This is a genomic window from Kribbella speibonae (assembly GCF_004331375.1).
In the GTDB taxonomy this organism is placed as follows: Bacteria; Actinomycetota; Actinomycetes; order Propionibacteriales; family Kribbellaceae; genus Kribbella; species Kribbella sindirgiensis.
This window is the reverse complement of sequence record NZ_SJKC01000009.1, coordinates 158,530-182,518: the sequence shown is the minus strand read 5'-3', so window position 1 is coordinate 182,518 and position 23,989 is coordinate 158,530. Positions and strand designations below refer to the sequence as shown.

Annotated in this window: 27 protein-coding genes; 11 read left to right on the top strand and 16 right to left on the bottom strand. The window is 67.6% G+C overall.

Features of this window, described 5'->3' with window-relative positions:
• Positions 1–10: 10 nt before the first annotated feature.
• The 6 genes from pstA to E0H92_RS41735 form a co-directional block, all read right to left on the bottom strand.
• Complete coding sequence (gene pstA, locus E0H92_RS41760; RefSeq protein WP_131460653.1) at positions 11–931, bottom strand: phosphate ABC transporter permease PstA; 921 nt, start codon at positions 929–931, stop codon at positions 11–13.
• On the bottom strand, positions 928–1,977 hold the full coding sequence (gene pstC, locus E0H92_RS41755; protein WP_131460976.1) for a phosphate ABC transporter permease subunit PstC: 1,050 nt from the start codon (positions 1,975–1,977) through the stop codon (positions 928–930). Before pstC ends, pstA begins: the two co-directional genes overlap by 4 nt.
• Positions 1,978–2,268: 291 nt before the next feature.
• The gene (gene pstS / locus E0H92_RS41750; RefSeq protein WP_131460652.1) at positions 2,269–3,384 is read right to left on the bottom strand and encodes a phosphate ABC transporter substrate-binding protein PstS; all 1,116 of its coding nucleotides are present in this window, start codon (positions 3,382–3,384) and stop codon (positions 2,269–2,271) included.
• Positions 3,385–3,650: 266 nt separating this feature from the next.
• Entirely contained in the window at positions 3,651–4,124 is a 474-nt protein-coding gene (locus E0H92_RS41745) for a bifunctional nuclease family protein (protein WP_131294232.1), read from the bottom strand.
• A gap of 138 nt (positions 4,125–4,262) precedes the next feature.
• Positions 4,263–5,141, bottom strand: coding sequence for an NUDIX hydrolase (locus E0H92_RS41740; protein WP_131500202.1), 879 nt, complete (start codon positions 5,139–5,141; stop codon positions 4,263–4,265).
• A gap of 20 nt (positions 5,142–5,161) precedes the next feature.
• Positions 5,162–7,321 carry an RNA degradosome polyphosphate kinase gene (locus E0H92_RS41735; protein ID WP_131500201.1) on the bottom strand — a complete coding sequence of 720 codons (2,160 nt, stop codon included), beginning with the start codon at positions 7,319–7,321 and terminating at the stop codon, positions 5,162–5,164.
• Between the two features lie 106 nt (positions 7,322–7,427).
• Between E0H92_RS41735 and E0H92_RS41730 the strand changes: the two genes are divergently transcribed.
• Positions 7,428–8,606: an alpha/beta hydrolase gene (locus E0H92_RS41730; protein WP_238173823.1), complete on the top strand. Its 1,179-nt coding sequence runs from the start codon at positions 7,428–7,430 to the stop codon at positions 8,604–8,606.
• A gap of 68 nt (positions 8,607–8,674) precedes the next feature.
• Here the strand turns inward: E0H92_RS41730 and E0H92_RS45400 are convergent, their stop codons facing one another.
• The 5 genes from E0H92_RS45400 to mshD form a co-directional block, all read right to left on the bottom strand.
• The gene (locus E0H92_RS45400; RefSeq protein WP_238173822.1) at positions 8,675–9,241 is read right to left on the bottom strand and encodes a DUF6318 family protein; all 567 of its coding nucleotides are present in this window, start codon (positions 9,239–9,241) and stop codon (positions 8,675–8,677) included.
• A gap of 163 nt (positions 9,242–9,404) precedes the next feature.
• Positions 9,405–10,082 carry a DUF6318 family protein gene (locus E0H92_RS41720; protein WP_275670135.1) on the bottom strand — a complete coding sequence of 226 codons (678 nt, stop codon included), beginning with the start codon at positions 10,080–10,082 and terminating at the stop codon, positions 9,405–9,407.
• 46 nt (positions 10,083–10,128) lie between these two features.
• A complete protein-coding gene (locus E0H92_RS41715) occupies positions 10,129–11,061 on the bottom strand; it encodes a PKD domain-containing protein (RefSeq protein WP_131500197.1) in 933 nt (310 codons plus the stop codon).
• The gene (locus E0H92_RS41710; RefSeq protein WP_131500196.1) at positions 11,058–11,666 is read right to left on the bottom strand and encodes a DUF6318 family protein; all 609 of its coding nucleotides are present in this window, start codon (positions 11,664–11,666) and stop codon (positions 11,058–11,060) included. The genes E0H92_RS41715 and E0H92_RS41710 overlap by 4 nt, the downstream gene beginning before the upstream one ends.
• A 230-nt stretch (positions 11,667–11,896) precedes the next feature.
• Complete coding sequence (gene mshD, locus E0H92_RS41705) at positions 11,897–12,805, bottom strand: mycothiol synthase (RefSeq protein WP_202874104.1); 909 nt, start codon at positions 12,803–12,805, stop codon at positions 11,897–11,899.
• 133 nt (positions 12,806–12,938) lie between these two features.
• Here mshD and E0H92_RS41700 point away from each other — a divergent pair, with 133 nt between their 5' ends.
• Both E0H92_RS41700 and E0H92_RS41695 read left to right on the top strand, forming a co-directional pair.
• Positions 12,939–14,771 carry a bifunctional metallophosphatase/5'-nucleotidase gene (locus E0H92_RS41700; protein ID WP_131500194.1) on the top strand — a complete coding sequence of 611 codons (1,833 nt, stop codon included), beginning with the start codon at positions 12,939–12,941 and terminating at the stop codon, positions 14,769–14,771.
• Between the two features lie 161 nt (positions 14,772–14,932).
• Entirely contained in the window at positions 14,933–15,241 is a 309-nt protein-coding gene (locus E0H92_RS41695) for a hypothetical protein (protein ID WP_131294214.1), read from the top strand.
• Here E0H92_RS41695 and E0H92_RS41690 read toward each other — a convergent pair.
• On the bottom strand, positions 15,238–15,951 hold the full coding sequence (locus tag E0H92_RS41690) for a response regulator transcription factor (protein ID WP_131500193.1): 714 nt from the start codon (positions 15,949–15,951) through the stop codon (positions 15,238–15,240). The two genes, E0H92_RS41695 and E0H92_RS41690, sit on opposite strands and share 4 nt — an antisense overlap.
• Before the next feature lie 160 nt (positions 15,952–16,111).
• Here E0H92_RS41690 and E0H92_RS41685 point away from each other — a divergent pair, with 160 nt between their 5' ends.
• Both E0H92_RS41685 and E0H92_RS41680 read left to right on the top strand, forming a co-directional pair.
• The gene (locus E0H92_RS41685) at positions 16,112–16,351 is read left to right on the top strand and encodes a MoaD/ThiS family protein (protein WP_131345109.1); all 240 of its coding nucleotides are present in this window, start codon (positions 16,112–16,114) and stop codon (positions 16,349–16,351) included.
• A 63-nt stretch (positions 16,352–16,414) separates the two neighbouring features.
• A complete protein-coding gene (locus E0H92_RS41680) occupies positions 16,415–17,779 on the top strand; it encodes a hypothetical protein (protein ID WP_238152583.1) in 1,365 nt (454 codons plus the stop codon).
• On the opposite strand, the gene E0H92_RS41675 is transcribed toward E0H92_RS41680, so the two are convergent.
• Genes E0H92_RS41675 through arfB form a run of 4 tightly spaced genes read right to left on the bottom strand, consistent with a single transcriptional unit; the run spans position 17,742 to position 19,924 of the window.
• Positions 17,742–18,341, bottom strand: a complete 600-nt coding sequence (locus tag E0H92_RS41675) for a hypothetical protein (RefSeq protein WP_131500192.1) — start codon at positions 18,339–18,341, stop codon at positions 17,742–17,744. The genes E0H92_RS41680 and E0H92_RS41675 overlap by 38 nt on opposite strands.
• On the bottom strand, positions 18,338–18,904 hold the full coding sequence (locus tag E0H92_RS41670) for a DUF4352 domain-containing protein (RefSeq protein ID WP_131500191.1): 567 nt from the start codon (positions 18,902–18,904) through the stop codon (positions 18,338–18,340). Before E0H92_RS41670 ends, E0H92_RS41675 begins: the two co-directional genes overlap by 4 nt.
• Positions 18,901–19,521 carry a hypothetical protein gene (locus tag E0H92_RS41665; RefSeq protein ID WP_131500190.1) on the bottom strand — a complete coding sequence of 207 codons (621 nt, stop codon included), beginning with the start codon at positions 19,519–19,521 and terminating at the stop codon, positions 18,901–18,903. Before E0H92_RS41665 ends, E0H92_RS41670 begins: the two co-directional genes overlap by 4 nt.
• Positions 19,522–19,552: 31 nt before the next feature.
• Positions 19,553–19,924 carry an alternative ribosome rescue aminoacyl-tRNA hydrolase ArfB gene (arfB, locus tag E0H92_RS41660; protein WP_238173835.1) on the bottom strand — a complete coding sequence of 124 codons (372 nt, stop codon included), beginning with the start codon at positions 19,922–19,924 and terminating at the stop codon, positions 19,553–19,555.
• Positions 19,925–20,009: 85 nt separating this feature from the next.
• Here arfB and E0H92_RS41655 point away from each other — a divergent pair, with 85 nt between their 5' ends.
• The 6 genes from E0H92_RS41655 (at position 20,010) to E0H92_RS41630 (ending at position 23,687) form a co-directional block, all read left to right on the top strand.
• A complete protein-coding gene (locus E0H92_RS41655) occupies positions 20,010–20,423 on the top strand; it encodes an HIT family protein (RefSeq protein ID WP_131460639.1) in 414 nt (137 codons plus the stop codon).
• Positions 20,424–20,468: 45 nt separating this feature from the next.
• The gene (locus E0H92_RS41650; RefSeq protein ID WP_131294198.1) at positions 20,469–20,900 is read left to right on the top strand and encodes a TlpA family protein disulfide reductase; all 432 of its coding nucleotides are present in this window, start codon (positions 20,469–20,471) and stop codon (positions 20,898–20,900) included.
• A 60-nt stretch (positions 20,901–20,960) separates the two neighbouring features.
• A complete protein-coding gene (locus E0H92_RS41645) occupies positions 20,961–21,803 on the top strand; it encodes an RDD family protein (RefSeq protein WP_165550268.1) in 843 nt (280 codons plus the stop codon).
• Positions 21,804–22,082: 279 nt separating this feature from the next.
• The gene (locus E0H92_RS41640; RefSeq protein WP_131500187.1) at positions 22,083–22,523 is read left to right on the top strand and encodes a DUF4395 domain-containing protein; all 441 of its coding nucleotides are present in this window, start codon (positions 22,083–22,085) and stop codon (positions 22,521–22,523) included.
• Between the two features lie 15 nt (positions 22,524–22,538).
• On the top strand, positions 22,539–23,387 hold the full coding sequence (locus tag E0H92_RS41635) for a sulfurtransferase (protein WP_131294192.1): 849 nt from the start codon (positions 22,539–22,541) through the stop codon (positions 23,385–23,387).
• Between the two features lie 3 nt (positions 23,388–23,390).
• The gene (locus E0H92_RS41630; protein ID WP_131460637.1) at positions 23,391–23,687 is read left to right on the top strand and encodes a DUF1416 domain-containing protein; all 297 of its coding nucleotides are present in this window, start codon (positions 23,391–23,393) and stop codon (positions 23,685–23,687) included.
• The last annotated feature ends 302 nt before the right edge of the window (positions 23,688–23,989 follow it).

Sequence of the window (23,989 nt, the reverse complement as noted above, 5' to 3'; positions counted from 1 at the left end):
AACCTCTCGACTATTTCGACTTGATGGTGCTGAACCGGGCGACGAGCCGGGCCAGCAGGTTGAGGGCAAGAACCAGCAGGATCAAGGTCAGCGCCGCCGCCCAGACCCGGTCCGCGGCGTTCGGCAACGCCAGCTCGGTACGGTCCTGGTTGATCATCGTCGGCAGCGCGCCCATGAAGCCGTCGAACGGGTTCAGGTTGATGTTCTTGGAGTAGCCGACCAGGATCAGCAGCGGCGCGGTCTCACCCATCACCCGGGCCAGACCGAGCATCACGCCGGTGATGATGCCGCCGAACGCCGTCGGTACGACGACCTTCAGGATCGTCTTCCACTTCGGGACGCCGAGCGCGTACGACGCCTCGCGCAACTCGTCCGGCACGAGTTTCAGCATCTCCTCCGTGGACCGCAGGACGACCGGAAGCATCAGCAGCACCAGCGACAGCGACACCGCGAAACCCACGCGGTTGAAGCCGAAAACGGTGATCCAGACCGCGTAGACGAACAGCGCGGCGACGATCGACGGGACACCGGTGAGGATGTCGATCATGAAGCTCACGACCTTGGCGGCCCGGGTGCCCTTGCCGTACTCGACCAGGTAGACCGCGCCGAGAATCGCGATCGGGACCGCGATCGCCGCGGTGATCAAGGCCATGATCAGCGTGCCCATGATCGCGTGGTACGCGCCGCCGCCGGCCCGCCGGACCGTGATGCCACGCTGCGACTGGCTCCACCAGTCGGCGCTCAGCAGCAGGTGATAACCCTTGCTGACCACGGTGAACAGGATCCACAGCAGCGGGATCATCGCGACCGCGAAGGCCAGCACGATCAGCACGGTGGCCAGCGTGTTCTTGAAGGCCCGGGCGCCGGACTTCCCGGTCAGGTCCAGGACCTTCCCGTCGTAGGCCGGTTTGTTCTCTGCGATGGCGGTCATGCGGAGGCTCCTTCGGCTGCACCCGCGCGGCGGTTACGGCGGGGGCGCTTGGCGCCGGGTGTGCTGCGGTCGACGATGATCCGGGCCGCGGAGTTGACCAGGAACGTGACGACGAACAGCACCAGGCCGGCCGCGATGTAGGCGCCGGTCTTCTCCGGCGAGTCGAACTCGGCGGCGTTGTTGGCGATCTTCGACGCGAACGTCTCGCCACCGGCGAAGATCGACGAGTTCCACGGGTCGTTGCCGTTCGGCACCGACAGGATGATCAGGACGGCGACGGTCTCACCGAGCGCCCGGCCGAGACCGAGCATCGAGGCGCTGACCACACCGGACCGCCCGTACGGCAGCACCGACAGCCGGATCATCTCCCAGCGGGTCGCGCCGAGCGCCAGCGCGCCCTCGCGGTGCGAGATCGGCGTCTGCGCGAAGATCTCGCGGCTGATCGCCGTGACCACCGGAAGGATCATGATCGCCAGCACCACCGACGCGGTGAAGACCACGCCGACGTTGTCGCCCGCAGGCTTCTCGAACAGCGGGATCCAGCCGAGCGCCGTGGACAGGCCGTTGATCACCGGGCGCAGGATCGGGGCGAAGAACAGGATGCCCCACAGGCCGTAGATGATCGACGGTACGGCGGCCAGCAGATCGACCGCGTGCGCGACCGGGGCGGCCAGCCGTTTCGGGGCGTAGTACGTGACGAACAGCGCGACGCCGATCGCGATCGGGACCGCGATCAGCATCGCGATGATCGAGCTGATCACGGTGGTGTAGAAGAGCGCCGCGATCCCGAACCGCGGTTCGTCGCCGCCCGGCTCCCAGATCCGGGAGAACAGGAAGCTGCTCTTGTCGTCGATCAGCGCCGGGATCGCCAGCGCCAGCAGGAAGATGCCGACGAACGCGACGATCAGGACCACCAGGCCGCCGGAGCCGCGGGCGAGCCCGCCGAACAGCCGGTCGCCGAGATGCCCGACCGGCCCGAGCTCGAGCTTGCCGCCGGTCTCGGTCGCGGTCTTCGTCCCCGCGGCCTCGACACCGGACTCGGTCATCACCTCGGCGGGCTGCTGCGCCGCCTCGTGCTCGGCGTGTTCGGAAGCCAGGCCGCCGAACTGCGGGGTCGGGCCGGCGTCCTCGTGGACCAGATCCTCGATCTTCGGTTCTGTCCCGTCGGAGGCTGTGCCGTCCGGCCGGTCGGGCGGTGCCGTGCCGTCTGGACTACTCATTTCGATGCTGCTCCAAGCGCCTGAGTCGTGATGGTCACGTCTGGATCTGACGAGGCGAGCCCCGGCGTCCTCCGATGACTCGGATCGGCCGGGGCTCGCATCAGTACTGCTTCTCGATCAGCTGATCGCCTGGATGGCGGCGTCGACCTTGGTCTGGATCTCGGCCGGGAGCGGCGCGTAGTTCAGGTCGGTCAGCGACGCCTGGCCGTCCTTGCTGACGAAGTAGCTCAGGAAGCTCTTCACCAGCGCGGTCTTCTCGGCCGGAAGGCCCTTGGTGCAGGCGATTTCGTAGGTGACCAGGATGATCGGGTACGCACCCGGGGCCTTGGTCGCGTAGTCCAGCTTCAGGGCCAGGTCCTTGCCGGACGCGTCGGCGGGCTTGGCCGCGGCCAGCGCCTTGCCGGCGGACTCGGCGGACAGCTCGACCGGCGTACCCGAACCGGTCTCGATCTGCGCGACGCCGAGCTTGTTGTCGACGGCGTACGACCACTCGACGTACGTGATCGCGTTCTTGGTGCTCTTCACACCCTCGGCGACACCGGCCGACTTCTCCTTGCCGGCGCCGGTGCCGGTCCACTTCTTGGCCGGCTCACCGGCCCAGGCGCCGCCACCGGCCGCCTTCAGGTACTTGGTGAAGTTCTCGGTGGTGCCGGACTCGTCGGAGCGGAAGAACACCGAGATCGGTGCCGACGGCAACGTGACGCCCGCGTTCAGCTTGGCGATCGCCGGGTCGTTCCAGGTCTTGATGGTGCCCTGGAAGATCTTGGCGGCGGTCGGGCCGTCGAGGGTCAGCTTGGTGACGCCGTCGACGTTGTAGGCGATCGCGACCGGGCCGATGACCATCGGCAGGTTGACGGCCGCGTTGTTCGCGCAGCGCTTCGTGGCCGCGGTCTGCTCGTCGGGCTTGAGCGCCGAGTCGGAGCCGGCGAAGTCGACCTGGTTCGCGTTGAACTGCTTGATACCCGCGCCGGAACCGGTCGGGTTGTAGTTCACCGTGACGTCGGCGCACTTCTCGTTGTACTTGCTGATGACTTCCTCGATGGCGTTCTTCTGCGCCGAGGAACCTTCGGCGTTCAGCGTGCCCTGCGGGCACTCGGCGCCGGCCGACGACGCCGAGGAGTCGGGGCTCGACGAACCGGTCGGCTCGGGGTCACTGCCACAGGCGCTCAGGGCGAGGACGCCGAGGGAGGCCACGGCGACGGAGCCGACGCGGAACAGGCGATTGACGGACACGAGAGTGTTGCCCTTCTGCGGGAATCAGACTTCTGAACTTCCACAGACGGTAGGGAGACCAGGTGACCGACCGGTCCGTCACCGGTGAACGAGCGGTGAACGGTTTCGGTAGCGTGTGCGACGTCTGGCGTGCCGACAGGCAGCCATTAGGTGAACTGAGTTAAGAGCCGTCACTCTCCGTCGATGTAAACGGCTGTTTGCTCACGTTCCGGTAACGCTCGGCGCATCTTCACTATGAACAGTAGTGCCCTGCAGGGGCGTAGAACTCAGCTGGAGAAGTCCTCCGGGGCGACTCCGTCGAGGAACTGCCGGAAGCGCTCCAGTTCCGCCTGTTCCTCCTCGGGGGTCGCGACGCCGGCTTCCCGCAGTACCTCTTCGGTGCAGCGGATCGGCGTACCGAGACGGACCGCGAGCGCCACCGAGTCGCTCGGGCGGGCCGAGACCCGGGCGCCGTTGGCCAGCACGAGTTCGGCGTAGAACACGGCGTCGCGCAACTCGACGATCTCGACCGCTTCGATGTGCACGCCGAACGCCTCGATCAGGTCGCGCATCAGGTCATGGGTGAGCGGCCGCGACGGACGCAGGCCCTGTTCCTCGTAGGCGATCGCCGTCGCCTCGACCGAGCCGATCGAGATCGGCAGGTAGCGGTAGCCCTCGGACTCGCGCAGCATCATCACCGGGGCCCGGTTGGGCGATTCCATCCGGATCCCGATCAGTGTCAGTTCTCGCATCATCGTCATGGTGCGCCCCGAACCTCTCCTCAGACCGGCACCCGGTGGGGCGCCGGTTCCTCGGGTAGGAACATACCCGTCACCTCCAGTGTCACCCGGCCACCCCGTCGGCTGTGCCTGGATCGTCACCGAGCCGTGTCGCGGCGGCTACGGTGCGCTGAATCGCTCGTGCAACAGCCGCCCGTCAGCCAGTCGGTGTGCGACCAGAAACGCACCCGTGGAGTACTTACCGACCCTCAGGCCCAGCTCCCGCGCCAGCGCCGGCAGGACCGGCCGGTGCGAGCAGACGACCGTCACCTTGCCCGGTCTCCACACCCGCTCGGCCAGACCGCGCAGTCCGTCCGGGTCGGCGTCGTACCCGCGTTCGGAGATCTCCGGCCACAGGTGGATGTGCCGGTCGATCGAGGCGGCGTACGGCATGACTGTCGCGGCGCACCGCTCCGCGTCGCTGCTGATGATCCGGTTGGCGCCCAGTGCGGCCAGTACGCCGGTCATGCGTTGTGCGACCGCCGTACCGTTGCTGGTCAGTGGACGGAGGGTGTCCTTGCCGTCCCAGTCCTTCCGCTTCACAGCCTCTGCATGCCGTACGACGACCACTGTGGACACGACCGGAACCGCCTGGTCCAATGCGTCCAGGATGTCCACGTCACGTGGGTAGCTGAGCTTGCTGCGGGCCTTCTCGACCGGGAGCCAGCTGACCTGGTCCACCTCGTCGTTCGGCTCGAACTCGCCGCCGTTGACCGGTGCGGCCGCCCAGTAGTGCACCAGCTTCTCCGCGGTCCCGCCGTTCTTGCGGACCGCGTACCGCTGTACGCCCAGCGGGGGACCGAGGACGACCTGCAGTCCGGTCTCCTCCTCGATCTCCCGGCGCGCACCGAGCAGCACATGCTCGTGCGCGTTGAGCTTGCCCTTCGGGAGGGACCAGTCGTCGTACCGGGGCCGGTGCACCAGCAGGACCTGTCGGGTGCCGCGGCGCTCTCGCCACACGACACCACCCGCGGCGATGACGGTCGCCGTGTTGCTCATGAACTCACCCTAGGACGCGACTAAGCAATCGTTTCGGAGGCCCGGCGGCGGCCGCGCGTTGCGATCAGCCTTTCCTGCATGTCCCGCAGTGGCTCACCGTCCGGCCCGCTGAGCCGGGCCTGCCACGTGTCGTCCGCCTGGAGCCACCAGGAGCCGGTGCCGTCATCCATCGCCAGGTCGAACAGCTCACTGAGCTCGGTGACGTGGTCCGGCTGCTTCAGCTGCACCAGTACCTCCACCCGGCGGTCCAGGTTGCGGTGCATCAGGTCGGCCGAGCCGATCCACACCTCCGGCTCACCGCCGTTCTCGAACAGGAACACCCGGCTGTGCTCGAGGAACCGGCCCAGGATGCTGCGGACCTGGATGTTCTCCGAGAGACCGGGTACGCCGGGACGGATCGTGCAGATGCCGCGGATCCACAGGTCGACCGGTACGCCGGCCTGGGACGCCCGGTAGAGCGCGTCGGACAGGGCCTCGTCGACCAGGCTGTTCACCTTGATCCGGATCCGCGCCGGGCGGCCCGCGTGGTGGTGCTGTACCTCGCGGTCGATCCGCTCGACGAGCCCCCGCCGTACCGACTGGGGGGCGACCAGGATCCGCCGGTAGCCGGCGCTCCGACCGAAGCCGGACAGGTGGTTGAAGAGCAGCGCGACGTCCTCCGTGACCACCTTGTCGCTGGTCAGCAGGCCGAGGTCCTCGTACAGCCGGGCCGTCTTCGGGTGGTAGTTGCCGGTCCCGATATGCGCGTACCGGCGCAGGCCGTCCGGCTCGTCACGGACGACCAGCGACAGCTTGGAGTGCGTTTTGAGGCCGATGACGCCGTACACGACGTGGCAACCGGCGTGCTCGAGCTGCCGGGCCCACTTGATATTCGCCTGCTCGTCGAAGCGCGCCTGGATCTCCACCAGGACCAGCACCTGCTTGCCGGCCTCCGCGGCGTCGATCAGCGCGTCCACGATCGGGGAGTCACCACTGGTCCGGTACAGCGTCTGCTTGATCGCCAGCACGTGCGGATCCGCGGCGGCCTGCTCGATGAAGCGCTGCACGCTCGTGGAGAACGAGTCGTACGGGTGGTGGACGAGCACGTCGCGCTGCTTGAGCGCGTGGAACATGTCGGCCGGGTTCGAGGTCTCCACCTCGGCCAGGTGCGGATGCGTCGATGGCACGAACGCCGGGTACTTCAGCTCCGCCCGGTCCAGGCTGGCGATGGTGAACAGACCACGCAGGTCGAGCGGGCCCGGGAGCTCGAACACCTCCGCCTCGGTGACGCCCAGCTCGGACAGCAGCAGCGCCTTCACCTGCGGATCGATCGACTCCTCCACCTCGAGCCGCACCGGAGGACCGAACCGGCGGCGTAGCAGCTCCTTCTCGAGCGCGGCCAGCAGGTTCTCGGCGTCGTCCTCCTCGACCTCGAGGTCCTCGTTGCGGGTCACCCGGAACGTGTGGTGCTGGGTGACCTCCATCCCCGGGAACAACTGGCCGAGGTGGGTCGCGATCACGTCCTCGAGCGGCACGAACCGGCCCTCAGCGAGCTTGACGAGCCGCGGCAGCAGCGGCGGCACCTTCACCCGGGCGAAATGCTCACCGCCGGTGTCGGGGTTGCGGACCACGACCGCGAGATTCAGGCTCAGACCGGAGATGTACGGGAACGGGTGCGACGGGTCGACCGCCAGCGGGGTCAGCACCGGGAACACGCGCTCCCGGAAAAACCGGGTCATGTCCTCGCGCTCGCCGTGCTCCAGTTCGTCCCAGCGCAGGATGTCGATGCCCTGCTCGGTCAACGCCGGCTGCACCGACTTCCGCCAGGTCTCCGCGTGCCGGTCCATCAGCTCCCGGCTCCGCGCCAGGCTGCGGTCCAGAACCTCGCGGGGGAGCAGGCCACTGGCCGCCTTCACCGCGACCCCGGCCGCGATCCGGCGCTTCAGACCGGCGATCCGGACCATGTAGAACTCGTCCAGGTTGCTGGCGAAGATCGCGAGGAACTTGGCCCGCTCGAGCAGCGGGATCCGGTCGTTCTCAGCGAGCTCCAGGACCCGCTGGTTGAAGGCCAGCCAGCTCAGTTCCCGGTCGGAGAACCGGTCCGCGGGGAGGTCACCGGCCGCACTGATGTCGTACGGCGGTTCAACGTCGTACTCCCGGTTGTGCGATGCCAGCAGATCTCCAGCCACACCGCTCAGCATCCCATCCTTTGGTGAACAACGGGTAGCCGTCCGCGCGTTGGCCGATGTGACCTTTTCGTTGCCTGTCGACGCTTCTTGGCGGCCACGGTTGCTAGCGTCACATCTTGTGAACCTACGACTGGACTCGGTACTGCGCGACACGGTGACCGCCGTACAAGCGAACGCCCTCCTCCCGCTGTACGCCCTGCCCGCCGCCGTCCGCCGACGGCTCGCCGGCGCCCCGATCCAGATCGACGGCAACACCCTCGACCCCGACGTACAACTCCTCCTGCGCGTCGACAACTTGTTGCCACACACAACCAAAACCGACGCCGCAACAGCCCGCACCCACTTCCGCAACCTCTGCAAACTGATCCCCGGCACCCCCGCCCCCCTACTCCGAGTAACCGACCTAACCGTCCGAGGCGCAGCCGGCCAACTAGAAGCCCGCCTATACATCCCCCGCCCCACCCCACCCACCCCGCCCGCGCCCAGTTCAGCTGGCCCCGGTCCCTCCACCGCGCCCGGACCGTCGGCATCCGGCTCGGCGCCGGACGCTGGTGCCGCAAGGCGCTTGGGCAGCGGTGGTCTCCTGGTCTTCTTCCATGGGGGCGGCTGGGTGGTCGGAGACCTCGGCACCCACGACGCGCTCTGCCGCGCGATCGCCGCGGACGCCGGCATCCGCGTCCTCTCCGTCGACTACCGCCTGGCCCCCGAAGCCCCCGCCCCAACCGCCGCCGAAGACGCGATCGCCGCATTCACCTGGGCCGTCGACCACGCGGAAGACCTAGGCGCGGACCCCGCCCTGGTAGCCGTCGGCGGCGACAGCGCCGGCGGCAACCTCGCAGCCGTGGTCGCCCAGCAAACAGTCCGCCGCGGCCTCCCACAGCCGGCACTCCAGGTACTCCTCTACCCAGCCGTAGACCTGGTCGCCCGCCGCCCCAGCCGAGACCTGTTCTCCGAGGGCTTCCTCCTCACCGAGGAAGACATCATCTGGTACCGCGACCACTACACCCCCGACCCCACCCTCCGCCCCGACCCGATCGTCTCCCCCCTCCGAGCCGAAGACCTCACCGGCCTCCCACCCACCTACCTGACCACCGCCGGCTTCGACCCCCTCCGAGACGAAGGCCTCGAATACGCCACCGCCCTAACCGCCGCCGGCAACCCCCTAACCCACGCCCACCACCCCACCCTCCCCCACGGCCACGCCAACCTCCTAACAGTCCCCGGCACCACCCGAACAGCCCACACCCACCTCACCAACCACCTCCGAAAAGCGCTCGGCAGCGGCCAGCAAGCTTGACTTGGGGAGGACTACCTACTCACCCCGGACCGAAACCCTCCCCACCCACCCGCTCACGTTCTGCGTTGTCAGCTCTCCTTGAGTTCGATCTCGTACATGACCCAGTTGCCATTACTCGGTGAGAGCGCGACTTTCTCCGTATAGCGCCTCGGCTTGGTCGTAACTGGCTCCGCGGTCGGCGAGTCCTTCGTCGTGTACGAGCCGATCGTGACCGCCGCGGAGCCGAACAGCCGGTTGCTGCTGCGCCCGCGAGTTAGTCCGGTCACCTTGGTCACGCGCTCGAAGTAGTCCCCGCTGAGCCCACCGTCCGCGGCATTGATCTTTCGCGCGATGTCGGCGTACTGCTTGCAGCCCTCGCATCCGGCCTCGCTCTCGGCGAGAAGGGGCGCGCCGTCGCCGGTTTGGGACGCGTAGTTCATCAAGTCGACGTAATGCCTGACGAACGCCTCACCTGCAGCCAGTGAGAGACCAACGGCGGCTGTAGGCCGCGCGGGCGGAGTTGCCGGCGTGCTACTTGTCGCAGCAGTGGTCGATCCAGAGGCTTGCGGACTGCCAGACGAGGACGGCGTACTTGGGCGACCTGCGTCGGAGCCGCCTTGGCTGCAGGCAGCGAGAACCGCGGCGCCCACGCACATCAGAAGTCCGACGGTCGGCCTGTTGAGTCGTGACAAGTTGTGCCGACCTCTTCGGTGAAGCGATTGCTTAGCGGATCTGGAGTGGGCCGACCGGGATGGCGCATGCGACCGACCGCAAACCGATGTTGGCGACGTCGAGTGGGCAGCGAGCGCTTTTCAGGCTCTACTTCGGCTGTGGTGAGTCCGGATGCCATTCCTTGATTTCCATCTCGTACATTACCCAGTTCCCGCCGCGGGGCGAGAGGGTGAACTCCATCGTCCCGGTGCCGCCTCCCTGGGGAACTGGCGACGCGTTCGGGGAATCCCGTTCGGTGTACGTCCCCGACTTGAGGGTCGCCGAGCCGCCGAGCCGTCCGGAGCTCCCTCGAAATATCTCCTTCACTTCGATCAGACGATCGTTGTAGTCGCCTTCAAGGGTCCCGTTCTTGAGGTTGATCTTCTTGGCGTAGTCAGCGATGGCCTTGCAACCGATACAACCTTTGTCGCTCGCTGCCAGGAGCGGCCCAGGGTCGCCCATTCCACGGGAATAGTTGAGTAAATCAACGTAATGCCCGATGAAAGCTTCCCCGGCGGCGAGACTTCCTCCGGTCGCAGCCTGCGGACGCATGGGCGGAGCGGTGGGGGCCGCTGCAGATGGTGTGCTCACCGCGTCACTCGGGCCACCGGTTGGCGCCGATGGGTCCGGGTGGCCAGCCTGGCCGCAGGACGCTAGCAGCGCCGTGGCGCTCAGACAGGCCAGGCGTGTGACCGTTCGCGATTTGCGTGTCAAGTGTGCGCCCTCCGTTGTTGACGCGGTAGAACCGGACCGTCCCGGCCGAGTGCGGACTCTGTATGACGGCATCGGCCGGACAGCGCCCTACCTGCGGCAGGTCGCTGGCGGGATGAGATCAGCGGTCGGGGTCTACGAGGACGGGGATTGCTTCGCGGACCTGGAGAGCGGTGGCGGGGCCGGTGATGGGGACGGTGCCTTCGATGTACTGCCAGCCGGTGTCGGCGACGTTGAAGCGGGCGGCGTAGTTGGTGGTCAGCGTGAGGCTGACGTTGCCGCGCTTCATGTACTTGTGGGTGATCTCTTTCGACGGGTACGGCTTGCCGGGCGTGCTCGTGGTGAGCGCCGGACTCCCGTCACCGAACCGCCAGGTGTAGCTGATCGGCGTCGCCTCCACCAGGACAGGGAATCCGAGCAATGTGACGGTGGTCCTCGAGACCTTGCTGTCGTCGGTGTAGATGATGGTGTCCAGATTCACCAGCGTCCGACCGTCCGGCTGAACCTTGACCGAGAGCCCCGGGAACATGATGTTCTTGGTCTCCGACCGCACCTGCTCCCAGGTGATGTCTTCGGGCCGTGGCCGCACGACCTCCCGCGGGACCTTGCGTATCGTATGCCGCCGTTCATCGCCGCCCGGCTGACACCGGTTCGGACCGGGAATACTCCCGTCCGTCTGCACACGACCACAGATACCGATGTTGATTTTGAAGTCGGTTCGTTCTTTGGAGTCTGTCGGTGGGTTGTCTTTCGTGTGTGGCGGATCGGCGGGGACTTTCGGCCGATCGGACTCGTTCTTTCTGGTCGACGCTTTCTCTTCTGTGGCCGACTTCGTGATTCGTTCTCGATGCGGCACTCGGCCCGTACCCCTTACCGACGTACCCTCCTTGATCTTGCCGCCGGTCACCTCAGGTTTCGGCTTGGGTTTAGGCTGAGTGGCGATCTCAGAAGAAGTCAGCCGTCCGTCTGCATCGGCCCAGGAAGTGTCGAGTGCGACGTTCGCCAGCACCGGTAGCGCACTGAGCGTGACGACTACCTTCACCATCTTCTTCATTGCTTCACGAGTTCCATCTCGTACATGACCCAGTTGCCATGGCTGACCGATAGTCCGAACTCACGCTTGTATTTCGCAGCCTTCACTCTGATTGGAGCGGAGGTCTTCGTTTCCTGGCTCACGTAGGCGCCCACGCTCACATTTGCGGAACCGCCCAGATGCCCGCCCTCCCCGCGAAACAGGTCAGGGACGTCGGTCACCCGCTCCCGGTAGTCACCCTTGAGTAGTCCGTTAGCCGCGTTCGCCTTCGCCACAAATCCTGCGTACGACTTGCAGCTCTCGCAACCAGCTTCGCTGTTGTCGAGCATCGGCGCGGTGTTGCCGGTCTCGGAGGCGTAGTTGAGCAATTCGCTGTAGTAGCGAACGAACTGCTCGCCTGCCGCGAGCGTAAGCCCCTTCGCGTTCGCGGGGCGTTCAGGCGGGCCGCTTGCGGTCGAAGGCGAGGACGTGGATTCAGTGGGTGTCGCAGAGCTTGCGGACGTGGCTGGTGGCGGGGCCGTGTTGGGGCGGCCGGCCTCGGGGCTCTTTTGGGCGCAGGAGGTCAGTAGCGCGGTCGTGGTCAGGCAGGCCAGGAGAGTGATGGTTGGCCTGTTGCGGTGTGTCACGTGTGTCAGCCCTCCGTAGTTGACACAGATCGTAACGGTGGGGTGGGGGTGGGTTCGATGTCAAAAGATGCAGTTGTGGATAACTGGGTTGGGGCCAGGAGCCGCCCGGCTGGGGGGTTAGAGGCTCGGACGGCTCCTGGTTGGTGGTGGGACGGGTGGGGGCGGGGTTTATGACGGGAAGTGAGCGAGTGACTTCGTTGTGATGTCGTTCACAGGGGGTGCGGGGCGGGTCAGGCGGGGGTGTATTGGACGTCTAGGGCGGCGGTGGTGAAGTTTAGGGAGGTGTAGAGGGCTCGGGCTGGGGTGTTGGTGCCGTCTACGTAGAGGACTATTTCGTTGAGGTTGCGGGTGGTTTGTAGGTGGTGGAGGCCTTGGAGGGTCAGGGCTTTGCCTAGGCCTTGGCCTTGGTGGGTGGGGGAGACGCCTACTACGTACACCTCGCCTATGCCTTCTTCTACTTTTGTCCAGTGGAAGCCGGCGATCGCTCCGGTGGCGGAGTCGACGGCCAGGAAGAAGCCGTCGGGGTCGAACCACGGTTGCTGGAAGCGTTCGGCCAGGTCTGCGGCGGTCCAGCTGCCTTGCTCGGGGTGGTCGGCGAAGGCGGCGGCGTTGACCTTGAGCCAGGCGGCGTCGTCCTGGCCGGGGACGAACGTGCGTACGTCGATGCCGTCGGGCCACACCGGATCGGGCAAGGAAGCCCTGGTACGGCGGAGGAAGTAGAGCTCGCGGGTGACCTCGAGGTTGAGGCGGTGGGCCAGTTCGTCGGAGCCGGGCAGGCGGCCGTGGGCCCAGACGCTGGTACGGGCGCCGCCGTGGTCGAGGAGGATGCGGAGGAGTGCCGCGCCGAAGCCTTGCCGGCGGAACGGCGGGGCGACGAAGAGTTCGGCGGAGCCGTCAGGGGACAGGGCGCCGTACCCGACCAGGTTGCGGGCGCTCTGCAGGCCGCTGACCTCGATGGTGCCGGGATCGCCTTCGTAGGCGAGGACGTGGACGTCGCCGGGGTGTTCGCCGTCGAGGTGCAGGAGGGTGCGTTCGGAGAGCGGGTTGACGCCGTCGCTGTGTGCTGCGGCGCGGGCGAGTTCCGTGACGGCGGCGGCAGTGGCCGAGGGCAACGGTGAGGGAACGGCTTCGAGGGTCACCTGAATACCGTAAAAGGTCCGGTTCAGTTCATGCTCAGGTCCTGGCGAGGGCGCGTCGTCACGGGTAACTTTCGCGGAACCGCGGAGGATTTCGCGGCACCGCAACAGCGGTGACCGAGACGACGGAGAAGAAATGGCCATCACAGGACGAGGCAGGGCACGGTTGGGGGGACGGCGGGCGGTCGGGCTGCTCGTCACCGGGACGGCCGTCGCGCTCGCGTTGGCCGCGGGGGGATCCGTGAGCCAGGCCGGAGCCGCGACACAGGACGCGACTCAGGACACAGCGGCGCAGGACACAGCGGCGCAGGCGAAGAAGCCGAAGCCGACGCACAGCCAGATCCAGCTGCTCGCGATCAACGACTTCCACGGCAACCTGGAGCCCGCGACCGGGTCCAGCGGCAACATCAACGGCATCCCGGCGGGCGGCGCGGCGTACCTCGCCACGCATCTGAAGCAGCTGCGGGCCGCCGCGCACGCGAAGGGCCAGGACTCGGTGACGGTCGCCGCGGGTGACCTGATCGGCGCCTCGCCGCTGCTGTCGGCCGCGTTCCACGACGAGCCGACGGTCGAAGCGCTGAACGGGATGGGACTCGAGGCTGCGTCGGTGGGCAACCACGAGTTCGACGAGGGCTGGCACGAGCTGCTCCGGATGCAGACCGGCGGCTGCCTGCCGGACGGCGACGGGGCGAACAACCAGAACTCCTGCCCGGACGCGGCGCACCCGTTCGAGGGCGCGAAGTTCAAGTACCTCGCCGCGAACGTGTTCTTCGAGAACACCCGGAAGACCCTGTTCGCGCCGTACACGATCAAGACCTTCAAGGACGGTAAGAAGGTCGGCTTCATCGGGATGACGCTGGAGAACACGCCGAACATCGTGACCAAGTCCGGCGTCGAGGGGCTGACCTTCAAGGACGAGGTCGACACTGCGAACGCGCTGGTCCCGGTGCTGAAGAAGAAGGGCGTGGAGTCGATCGTCGTGCTGCTGCACGAGGGCGGTTTCCCGGCCGACCCGAAGGCGTACAACAGCTGCCCGGGCATCTCCGGCCCGATCATGGACATCAACGCCAACCTGGACCCGGAGATCGACGCGATCATCTCGGGCCACACCCACCAGGGGTACAACTGCTCCCTGCCGGACAAGGACAAGAACCCGCGGCTCGTCACCAGCGCGTCGTCGTTCGGCCGGCTGGTGACCGACGTCCGGTTGAGCATCGACAACGCGACCGGCGACGTCGACCGGGTGAACACGCTGGCGAACAACCAGATCATCACCCAGGACGTCGTGCAGGACCCGAAGACCGCGGCCCTGATCGCGAAGTACAAGGCCCTGGTCGCCCCGATCGAGAACAAGGTGATCGGGCACATCACCACCCCGTCGGTGGTGCGGACCCCTGACGATTCGCTCGAGTCGCCGCTGGGCAACCTGATCGCCGACGCGCAGCTGGCCGACCCGAGCGTCGTGACCGGTGGCAAGACGCCGGTCGTGGCCTTCATGAACCCGGGCGGTATCCGCGCCGACCTGGCGTCCACCAACGGTGAGGTCACCTTCGGGAAGGCCTTCACCGTGCAGCCGTTCAACAACTTCCTGGTCTCGATGGACATGACCGGGACGCAGATCAAGGCCCTGCTGGAGCAGCAGTTCTCCGGGGTGAACGGTCCGGACGCGCCGAAGTTCAAGGTGCTCCAGGTCGCGGGCATCACCTACACCTGGAACCCGGCCGCCGCGGCGGGCTCGAAGGTGGTGGCGGGCTCGATCAAGATCGGCGGGCAGCCGCTGGTCGACGGTACGACGTACCGCATCGTCACGAACAACTTCCTGTCGGACGGCGGTGACGGCTTCCCGGCCTTCACCACGGCGACGAACAAGTTCTTCGGCGGGCTGGACATCGATGCGTTCGCGAACTACCTGACCGCGCACGACCCGTACACGCCGGTCGCGACCGACCGCATCTCCATCGGGTCCTGACCGCGCAGGGCTGAAACGGGAGCTGAACGAGAGCCGGTACGTCGCCTGACAGCGCGGCGTACCGGCCGCTCCGCAACAACCTGCGGTACCGCCGGCTGCTTTTTCGTTCTTGTCAGTGATCCTGGTACCTTGCGTACTCAGGCACTTACGGAAGGTGAGCGATGGCGCACGTTGCTCCGACCTCGCACCGGCGGGCTCCCAGGGCTTCGCATCGCGGGCATCGCAGCGCGGACGGGCCGGTGCAGATCACCAGCTGGCTCGGGTTGACGGTGGCATTCGTGGTGGGGCTGATCCTGACGGCGCAGGCGCACGTCGGCGTTCACGCGGCCGGGGTCACCCTGCTGGTGATGCTGGTGCCGGTCACCGTCGGGGTGTTTGTGGCGGCGGTCCGGCAGGGCGTCGGGTCCTGGAAGGCAGCCTTCGTCACGGCGGCCGCCCTGGCGTTCACCCTGCTGAAGTTCTTCTTCTAGGAAGAGACGTCGGCGGACTCGCGCGCGGCGGGCGCCGGCGGGACTACGAAGCGGTAGCCGACGTTCCGGACGGTGCCGATCAGCGCCTCGTGCTCGGGGCCGAGCTTCGCGCGTAGACGCCGTACGTGCACGTCGACCGTCCGCGTACCGCCGAAGTAGTCGTAGCCCCAGACCTCCTGGAGCAGCTGCTCGCGCGTGAACACCCGGCCCGGGTGCTGCGCGAGGAACTTGAAGAGCTCGAACTCCTTGTACGTCAGGTCGAGCGCCCGCCCGTTGAGCTTCGCGGTGTACGACGCCTCGTCGATCACGACGTCGCCGCTGCGGATCAGCGTGGACTCGGGCTCGTCGTTGCGGGTCGCGGCGAGGCGGCCGATGACGAGCCGCAGCCGGGCCTCGATCTCGGCCGGGCCGGCGGTGTCGAGCAGTACGTCGTCCGCGCCCCAGTCGGCGTTGACCGCGGTCAGGCCGCCCTCGGTGACGACCAGGATCAGCGGTACGTCGATGCCGGTCGTGCGGATCAGCCGCGAGGCGCTCCGGACCGCGACCAGGTCGCGGCGGGCGTCGAGCAGCACGGCGTCGGCATCCGGGGCATCGACCAGCGCGGAGACCTCCGCGGGGAGGATGCGGATCTGGTGGGGGAGCAGGGCGAGCGACGGCAGGACCTCGGTGGAGGCCTGCAGTGCGTTCGTCAGCAGAAGCAACGTGCTCACGCTGTCTCCTTGTGCTGATCATCGGATCCGGTGGCCGCGATCCGGTCCTCGTGCGCGTCAGGCCCCGACGGCGTCGTTGCCGGGGGCCTGGGACACACTGGGTCTAACAGCAAGCTGACATAATAGCCGAGACTTAACCGATTAGTGAGGCGCGGACCAGATGCCGGAAGTGACCATCAGGTACTTCGCTGCCGCACGCTCGGCCGCCGGGGAGTCGTCGGCGACCGCCGAGGCGGGCTCGATCCGTGACCTGGTGACGACCGTTTCGACCGATCGGCCGGAGCTGGCGCGGGTGCTGTCGATCTGCACGTTCCTCCTGGACGGCGAGCGCGCCGAGCCGGGCACACCGCTCACCCAGGGTGCTCTGGTGGACGCGCTCCCGCCCTTCGCGGGTGGCTGACCAGCCAGGCTGAGCAGGGGCACGCAGTAGGCCTCCCCGCCAGGTACATTCGTCGCCGTGGCGATGGAGTCGGGGACGCTGCTCACTACGGTGGGTCGCGCGGGGGTCCTGTTCGGGAAGGCGTGGCCGCGCCTTCTGGCGGTGTTTCTGGTGGCCCAACTGGTGCACCGCGGACTGCAGTGGGTAGCGGTCCAGGCAGGCGCCAAAGCTGAGGCGGCCGGCATCGCCGTACTGGCGTTGCTCGTAGTGGTCTCGCTGGCGATGTACGTGACCATGTTCCTGGTCCTCCGCGGCGAGCTGCCGTTCCACCGCAGAGCGGTTGCCGAGGGCACGCTTGCTCCGGACGGTATGGAGCCCGGACGAGAGCACGGGCCGATCGATGCGGTAGCAGCCGCGCTCCTGCCGTTCCTGGCCTTCTACGCCGCCTACAAGTTCCTGCAGAACGAGGCGCTCGACTACGAGTACCAGTTGGCCGTCCACAAGGTGAACGAGACGGCCGCGACGATCCTCACCGGTGGCAGCGTCGCACCGCAGTCCACGGGATTGCAGTCGCTGTCCACCTGGTTGTTCATCGGGCTCGGCGCCACGGCGTACCTGCTCCGGTTCGTGTTCAAGAAGTGGAAGAAGGAACGAGAGGGCGCGGTCCGCAAGCTGTTCGTCACGTACCTCGAGGCGCTCTGGATCTTCGTGGTCATCTATCAGGCGTCCTCGTACATCCCGTCGCCGAAGACGTGGCTGAAGGAGCGCCAGGTCTGGCAGTGGCTGCACGACGGTTACACGTGGGTGCTCGACCACGTGCTGGGCGTCAGCCAGGTCCGTGAGGTGTGGGACGCGGTCACCGGGTTCCTCACCGCCGGTATCGGGGACCTCTGGAACGCCGCTGTGCTCCCGCTGATGTGGATCACCATGACCGCGATCATCTACGGCCGCGTCGTGCAGAAGCTCGACAAGCCGCGCTGGCGGTTCGACCGGATCACGAACCGCTGGCAGCAGACGCCGCGGATCGTCCGTGTCGCCGGGAACTCGGTGATGGCCGACTGGAAGGACCGGTGGACCCCTGTCCTGGAGGCATTCCGGCTGGTGGTCCGCTCCGGCCTGCGGCCGATGCTCGGGTACTTCCTGGCCTGGGCGGTCGTCACGTTCGCCGCGAGCGGCGTGTGGATCGCCCTGAAGGTGTGGGTGCTCGGACCGCACTCGCTGCAGTTCTGGCAGGTCATCGACGAGCCGCTGAACCTGGTCACCGACGGCCTGAAGATCATGCTGCAGGTCAGCCTGCTCGCTGCCGCGTACGACCGGATGATCGGCGGCCTGGCCGGCTACCTGACCCCGCGGACCCGTGCGGTGCACGAGCAGTCGGCCGGCGACCACGGTGTCACCGACCTCAGCGCGGCTACCTCGGGAATGCCAAGTACTGAGGGAGCTTCGTAGCCCACGTGATCGTCGGCTGCACGCTGCCGGCGACGGACGACGGTACGACGAACACCGCGACCGTCTCGAACGGCTTCCCGGCCACCGGCTTCAGGTAGTACGGCGCCGCGGTGCCACGCCAGCTCGACGGCTGGTTGTCGGAGCCGCCGCTGCAGCCGGTCGGACGGTCCTGGTAGTCGTCCGCGAGCGCGTCCTCGTCCCAGATCCGGCCGTCCGGCGCCCGGAGGTGGACCTGGCAGCCGCCGAGCCCTTCGAGCGCGGACAGGTTGTCCACCTGCAGCCGGAAGTACACCCGGATCCGTGTGGTGCCTTCGGGGAGCGAGGGCCCTTTCTCGGTCGAAGCAGGGTTCTCCTCGACGTTGGCGGCGTACCAGGTGGCACCGTTGTACGACGTACCGCCCGCCGCCACCGATATGGGATCGCGGGGCTCGTTGTTGTACCAGGACTTGTAGTCGCTGCGTGTGGTCCACCACCCGGCGAGCGGGATGGCCACCACCAGCGTCGCGAGCGCGACCGTGTTCTTCCGGAACCAGCCGCGGCGGGCCCGGCGTGCGCCGCTCACGTGTCGCTCGCAGCGGTCAGGGCGACGACGTCCTGCACCTGAGGGGCGTCCTCGCCGAGTGGCACGGTGACCTGCGGTTCGAGGTCGTTCAGGATCGACTTCTCCATCACCAGCAACGTTGCCCCGGGCACCTTGTCGGCCGGCATCTCGACCACGAACGAGCCGCGGACCGGGATGTCCGGCGCGAACTCGGTCCCGGTCAGGTCGACCCGGTCGAGACCGCTGCGGTTGGCGCCGAGGTACGTGATGCCGTCGGCGGACCGGATCTTGACGCCGAAGATGTGCATCGGCTCCCGTTTGGCGGTGACACTGGCGTCGACGACCACGAAGGCGGTCAGCGAGTCCCGGTCCGGCGTGGACCGCGGGATCCGCAGCTTCGTGCCGACCCGTACGTCGTCGACGGTCAGATCGAACCGCGGCGTCTGCACCGCGCGCCCGACGATGCCCTTGACCGGGGTCGGCTGCTGGATGTCCTGCTGGGTCGGCGTCAACCGGTACAGCCCGACGATCGCGACCAGCACTGCGAGCGTGAGCCCGATGTTGAGCAGTGTCCGGCGACTCATTTGGCCTTCACCGCGATCGTGCCTTCCGCGGCGATCTCGTCCGGCAGCCACTTCTCGTGGTGGTCGAGTAGCGATTCGTCCACGTGCTCGTAGCCCTGCACGGTCAGCTTGACCTCGGTCGGGAACTGGCTCGCCTTCGGCAGCTTCCAGACGTACGCGATGTCCTCGGCCGCGTCCGGTGTGAGGACCGGGTTCATGGTCGCGTCGCGCAGGTTCGTGGTGCCGAGTGGCGGGTCGGTGTCCTTGACCCCGGGTACTCCGATCAGCCGGATCAGGTCCGACGGCGGCGTCGTGCCGGTGTCGTCGGTGACCTTCAGCTTCGTCACGACCGCGATCAGCACCCCGCCGTCGTCCGGGGTGAACAGCGGCTTCAGGTCCTTCACGGTGACGACCCGCTGGACGGTGACCTCGAACTGGCCGGCGTCGATCGCGGTGCCGGCGTCCACCTGCGGAGTCTCGTCGCCGGCCTTCTTCAGGCCCCCGAAGGCCGCCGAGACCACCAGCAGTACGGCGCCGGCGCTGATCGCCCACGTCCGGACCGAGCGGCCCCGCACCTTGAGATCCTGAAACTCCGGGAGCTCCTCCGGCTCCTGCCCCCCGCTCCCCGTTTCCTGCACGCGGGCAAGCGTATCCAGCCAGAGGGCCGAGTCAGTCGTCCGGTCGACCCCGGAGCCGCTTGGTCTCGCCGCGGCGCTTCTTGTCGTCCAGCCGGCGCCGTACGGACCCCTTGCTCGGCTTGGTCGGCCGTCGCTTCCGGGGCGGCGGAGCGATCGCCTCCCGGACCAGGACGGCGAGCCGTTCCCGCGCGGCCTCCCGGTTGCGCCACTGCGACTTGTACTCCGACGCGGCGATCGTCACCACCCCGTCGACCAGCCGCGACTGGAGCCGCTCCAGCGCCCGCGTCTTCAGTACGTCGCTCAACGCCGACGTACTCGCCACGTCGAAGCTGAGCTCGACGCGGCTGTCCGTGGTGTTCACGGACTGCCCGCCCGGTCCGCTCGACCGTGAGAACCGCCACATGAGCTCCGCCTCGGGAATCACCACCCCGGACCGCACAGTCACTCCGCTCTCCACAGCACCTATTAGACCGGAGGAGAATCGGCAGATGGATGCCTGCGTCTTCTGCGGCCTGATCTCCGCCGACTCGGCCCGCTGGATCGCCAAGGAGGACGCGGCGGTCGCGTTCCTCCCGCTGCCCGGTGAGGAGATCGCCCCGGGACACACACTGGTCGTGCCGCGCCGTCACACCACCGCAGGTCTCCTGGACGCGCAGCCGGGTGACCTGACGCTGGTGATGGACCTGGCGCAGCGCATCGCGCAGAAGATGGTGGAGAGGCTCGGGGCGACCGGTGTCTGCCTGCTGAACGCCAGTGGGCCCGGCTCCGGCCGCAGTGTCGACCACCTGCACCTGCACGTGGTCCCGCGGTACCCGGGGGACGGTGAGGACAGCCTGCCCTGGCCGACCGGGCGTTCGCGCCACCGCCTCGCTGTGGATCCGCAGGTGCTTCTCAGCACGTGAAACGGGCGGTTGAATCATGAACAGCGCGTCGTACCGTGGGTAACTGTGAGTCTGGGGCTGTGGGTACTCGTCGCGGCGGTCGTAGCCGGCGTGGGGCTGAGTGTGCTCAAGGCCTGGATCGACGGGCGGTTTCGCGGGAAGAGCGAGGACGACGTGGAGCGAGTGACGCCCGCGGAGCTGGGTGGGGAGCTGGGCGAGCGGGCGACGCTGCTGCAGTTCTCGTCAGCGTTCTGCGCGCCCTGCCGGGTCACGCGGCGGACGCTGGCCGAGGTCGAGGGCATGGTCGACGGTGTACGCCACGTGGAGCTGGACGCCGAGTCCCACCTCGAGCTGGTGCGCCGGCTGGACATCCTCCGTACGCCGACCACGCTGGTGCTCGACAGCACCGGAGCGGTGGTGAAGCGCGCCAGCGGAGCGCCGCGGAAGCCGGATGTGATCGCCGCGCTGGCCGTCGCGATCGACCGTCAGCCGAGCTGACTGTGTCCGGTACACGCCACCGGATGGCCAATGAACCGCGACGTAGGCAAGACTCTGCGGGTGAGCTCTCAAGTAGCAGGTTGGTACGACGACCCTGAGGACCCGACCCAGCAGCGGTACTGGGACGGCAACGCCTGGACGGATCAGCGTCGGCCACAGGAGGGCCCACCGCCGTTCCAGGGGCAGTTCGGTCAGTCCAAGACGCAGGACCTGCCGAAGTACGGGCAGACCGCGGAGCACGGACAGGTGTACGGCGGTGGCGGGCCGGCGCAGTCGCCGCAGTTCGGCCAGCAGGCCCCGCAACAGGGCGGCTACCCGGCGTACCCGCAGAGCGGACAGGGTTTCGCCTACCAGGGGCAGAACTCCGGCATGACTCCGGACGGGCAGATGCTGTCCGGCTGGTGGCGCCGGGTTTTCGCGCGGATCATCGACTCGATCATCGCCTGGTTCATCGCGTTGCCGCTGACGGGCTACTTCTACTACCAGTCCAGCAAGGTGATGAACTCGTGGATCGAGGAGGTCCTGGACGCTGCCCGGGCCGGTAGCTCGACCCCGACCGCGATGCCGTCCGAGGTGTACAAGTGGGCCATCCCGGCGTCCCTGCTGGGGGCCCTGGTCTTTTTCGTCTACGAGTACCTGTTCCTGGTTGCGAAGGGCCGGACGCCCGGCAAGATGGCGACCGGCATCGCGGTCCGGCTGCGGGAGGCCCCGGGCAAGCCGCCGCGCGCCGCCGCGGCGAAGCGCACCGGCCTCATCCTGGCCCTGACCCTGGCCGGCTCGGTCCCGGTCGTCGGCCTCTTCGCCTCCCTCGCGCTGCTGCTCAACTACCTGTGGCCGCTCTGGGACGACAAGAAGCAGGCGCTGCACGACAAGGTCGCCGGTACCAACGTGGTCCGCGTCTGAGCCTGCTTGTCCGCAATTTGATCAGTTGTCTCACGTGATGGGACCACGGGTGGTGCACCCTCCCAGGTTCCGTAGTCTCGTTGCGTGGTGTACACGACTTGGCTGACGAAGCGACGCGCAGTGGACAACTGCCGCGTCCGCTCGTCGCTGTGTCGTCGCCGCTGACCAGGCGGCGTCCCGAGCGCTGCGGAACCGGTCGCTGAGCACGGTTCCGCGTACGTCGCCTCCCGCACACTCGGGCGGGGTCCGGCTCGACACCCTCCTTCACCGGGAGTCGTCATGTCCGAAGTGACAGCCAAGGTGGATCCGCGCGGGCTCCGGTTCGCTGCCGGCGTGACCACCGTCGTCCTGGCGCTGACGCTCGTCCTGAACAACCCGTGGCCGCTGGCGGTGCAGGCCGTGGTGTTCGCGATCTCGGTCGCGTTCGGCGTCGGCGCGTCGCCGTACGGGTTGCTGTTCAAGCGGCTGGTCCGGCCCCGGCTGGGCCCGCCGAAGGAGCTGGAGGACGCGGCGCCGCCGCGGTTCGCCCAACTGGTCGGCCTCGTCTTCGCGGTCGCCGGTCTTGTCGGGTACCTGACCGGCGTGACCGTTCTGGGAGTGGTCGCCACCGGATTCGCCCTGGTCGCCGCGTTCGTGAACGCGGCCGTCGGGCTCTGCCTCGGCTGCGAGGCCTATCTGCTGATCCACCGCATTCGTACGCCATCCACCGCTACCAACTGAGAAGAGGCAGCACACATGAGCAGGGAATCCGCGCTCGTCTCGGCCGACTGGGTCGAGGAGCACAAGAACGACGCCGGGGTCGTCCTGATCGAGGTCGACGAAGACGTCTCGGCGTACGACGCCGGCCACATCGCCGGTGCGATCAAGATCGACTGGCAGGACGACCTGCAGGACCCGGTCCGCCGGGACTTCGTCAGCAAGGAGCAGTTCGAGGCGCTGCTGTCCGACCGTGGTGTCAAGAACGAGGACACGGTCGTGCTGTACGGCGGCAACAACAACTGGTTCGCGGCGTACGCGTACTGGTACTTCAAGCTCTACGGCCACGGTGACGTCCGCCTGCTCGACGGCGGCCGCAAGCGCTGGGAGCTGGACAGCCGCGAGCTGACCGACGAGGTCGTGAAGCGCGAGGCCACCCAGTACACCGCGCAGCCGCAGAACCTGGAGATCCGCGCCTTCCGCGACGAGGTCAAGGACGCCATCGGCGTGAAGAACCTGGTCGACGTGCGCAGCCCCGACGAGTACGCCGGCCGGCTGCTCGCCCCGGCCCACCTGCCGCAGGAGCAGGCGCAGCGTGCGGGTCACATCCCGACCGCGGCCAGCATTCCGTGGAGCAAGGCGGCCAACGACGACGGCACCTTCCGCGCCGACGACGAGCTGAAGACCCTGTACGCCGACGCCGGTGTGGACTTCGGCAAGGACACCATCGCGTACTGCCGGATCGGCGAGCGCTCGGCGCACACCTGGTTCGTGCTGCACGAGATCCTCGGCCAGGCGAACGTGAAGAACTACGACGGATCCTGGACCGAGTGGGGTTCGCTGGTCGGCGTACCCGTTGCCCTCGGCGACGAGCCCGGAAAGGCGTGACACATGTGCGGAGCTAAGCAGGGCGGCCTCGACCTCAAGGGCGTCGACGTCGACAAGGAAGCAGTCATCCAGGGCCAGGTGCTGCGCGGCGAGGAGCCGGTCGGCGGCGCGTACGTGCGGCTGCTGGACGCCACCGGTGAGTTCACCGCCGAGGTACCGACCTCGGCGACCGGGCACTTCCGGTTCTTCGCGGCGCCGGGCAGCTGGACGCTGCGCACGCTGGCCCCGAAGGCCGACCCGGTCGACCGTCAGGTGGTCGCGCAGTACGGCGAGGTTGCGGAAGTGGCCGTCACCGTCTGACCGGTCGTTCGTTACAGAAGGTGCCACCACCACCCGACGGTGGCCCACCCTGAAGTAAGCACCGAGGGGCCCGGACCTTGCGCGTCCGGGCCCTTCGGCATGCCTGGATCGCTTACCGTGCAGGGTTTCCGGGTCATCGCAGCCGGGTTACGGGTCAGACCGGGAAATCTCGTGGAACGAGCGGCAAGGTAACGGTTTGGTCTCGGACAGCGGTCGGCTCGTCACCTACCGCAATCGACTGAGTTGTGTCTGTGTCCTGACCCGCACTTCGGGTCACGTCATCACTCAGGGAGGAGGGGTCA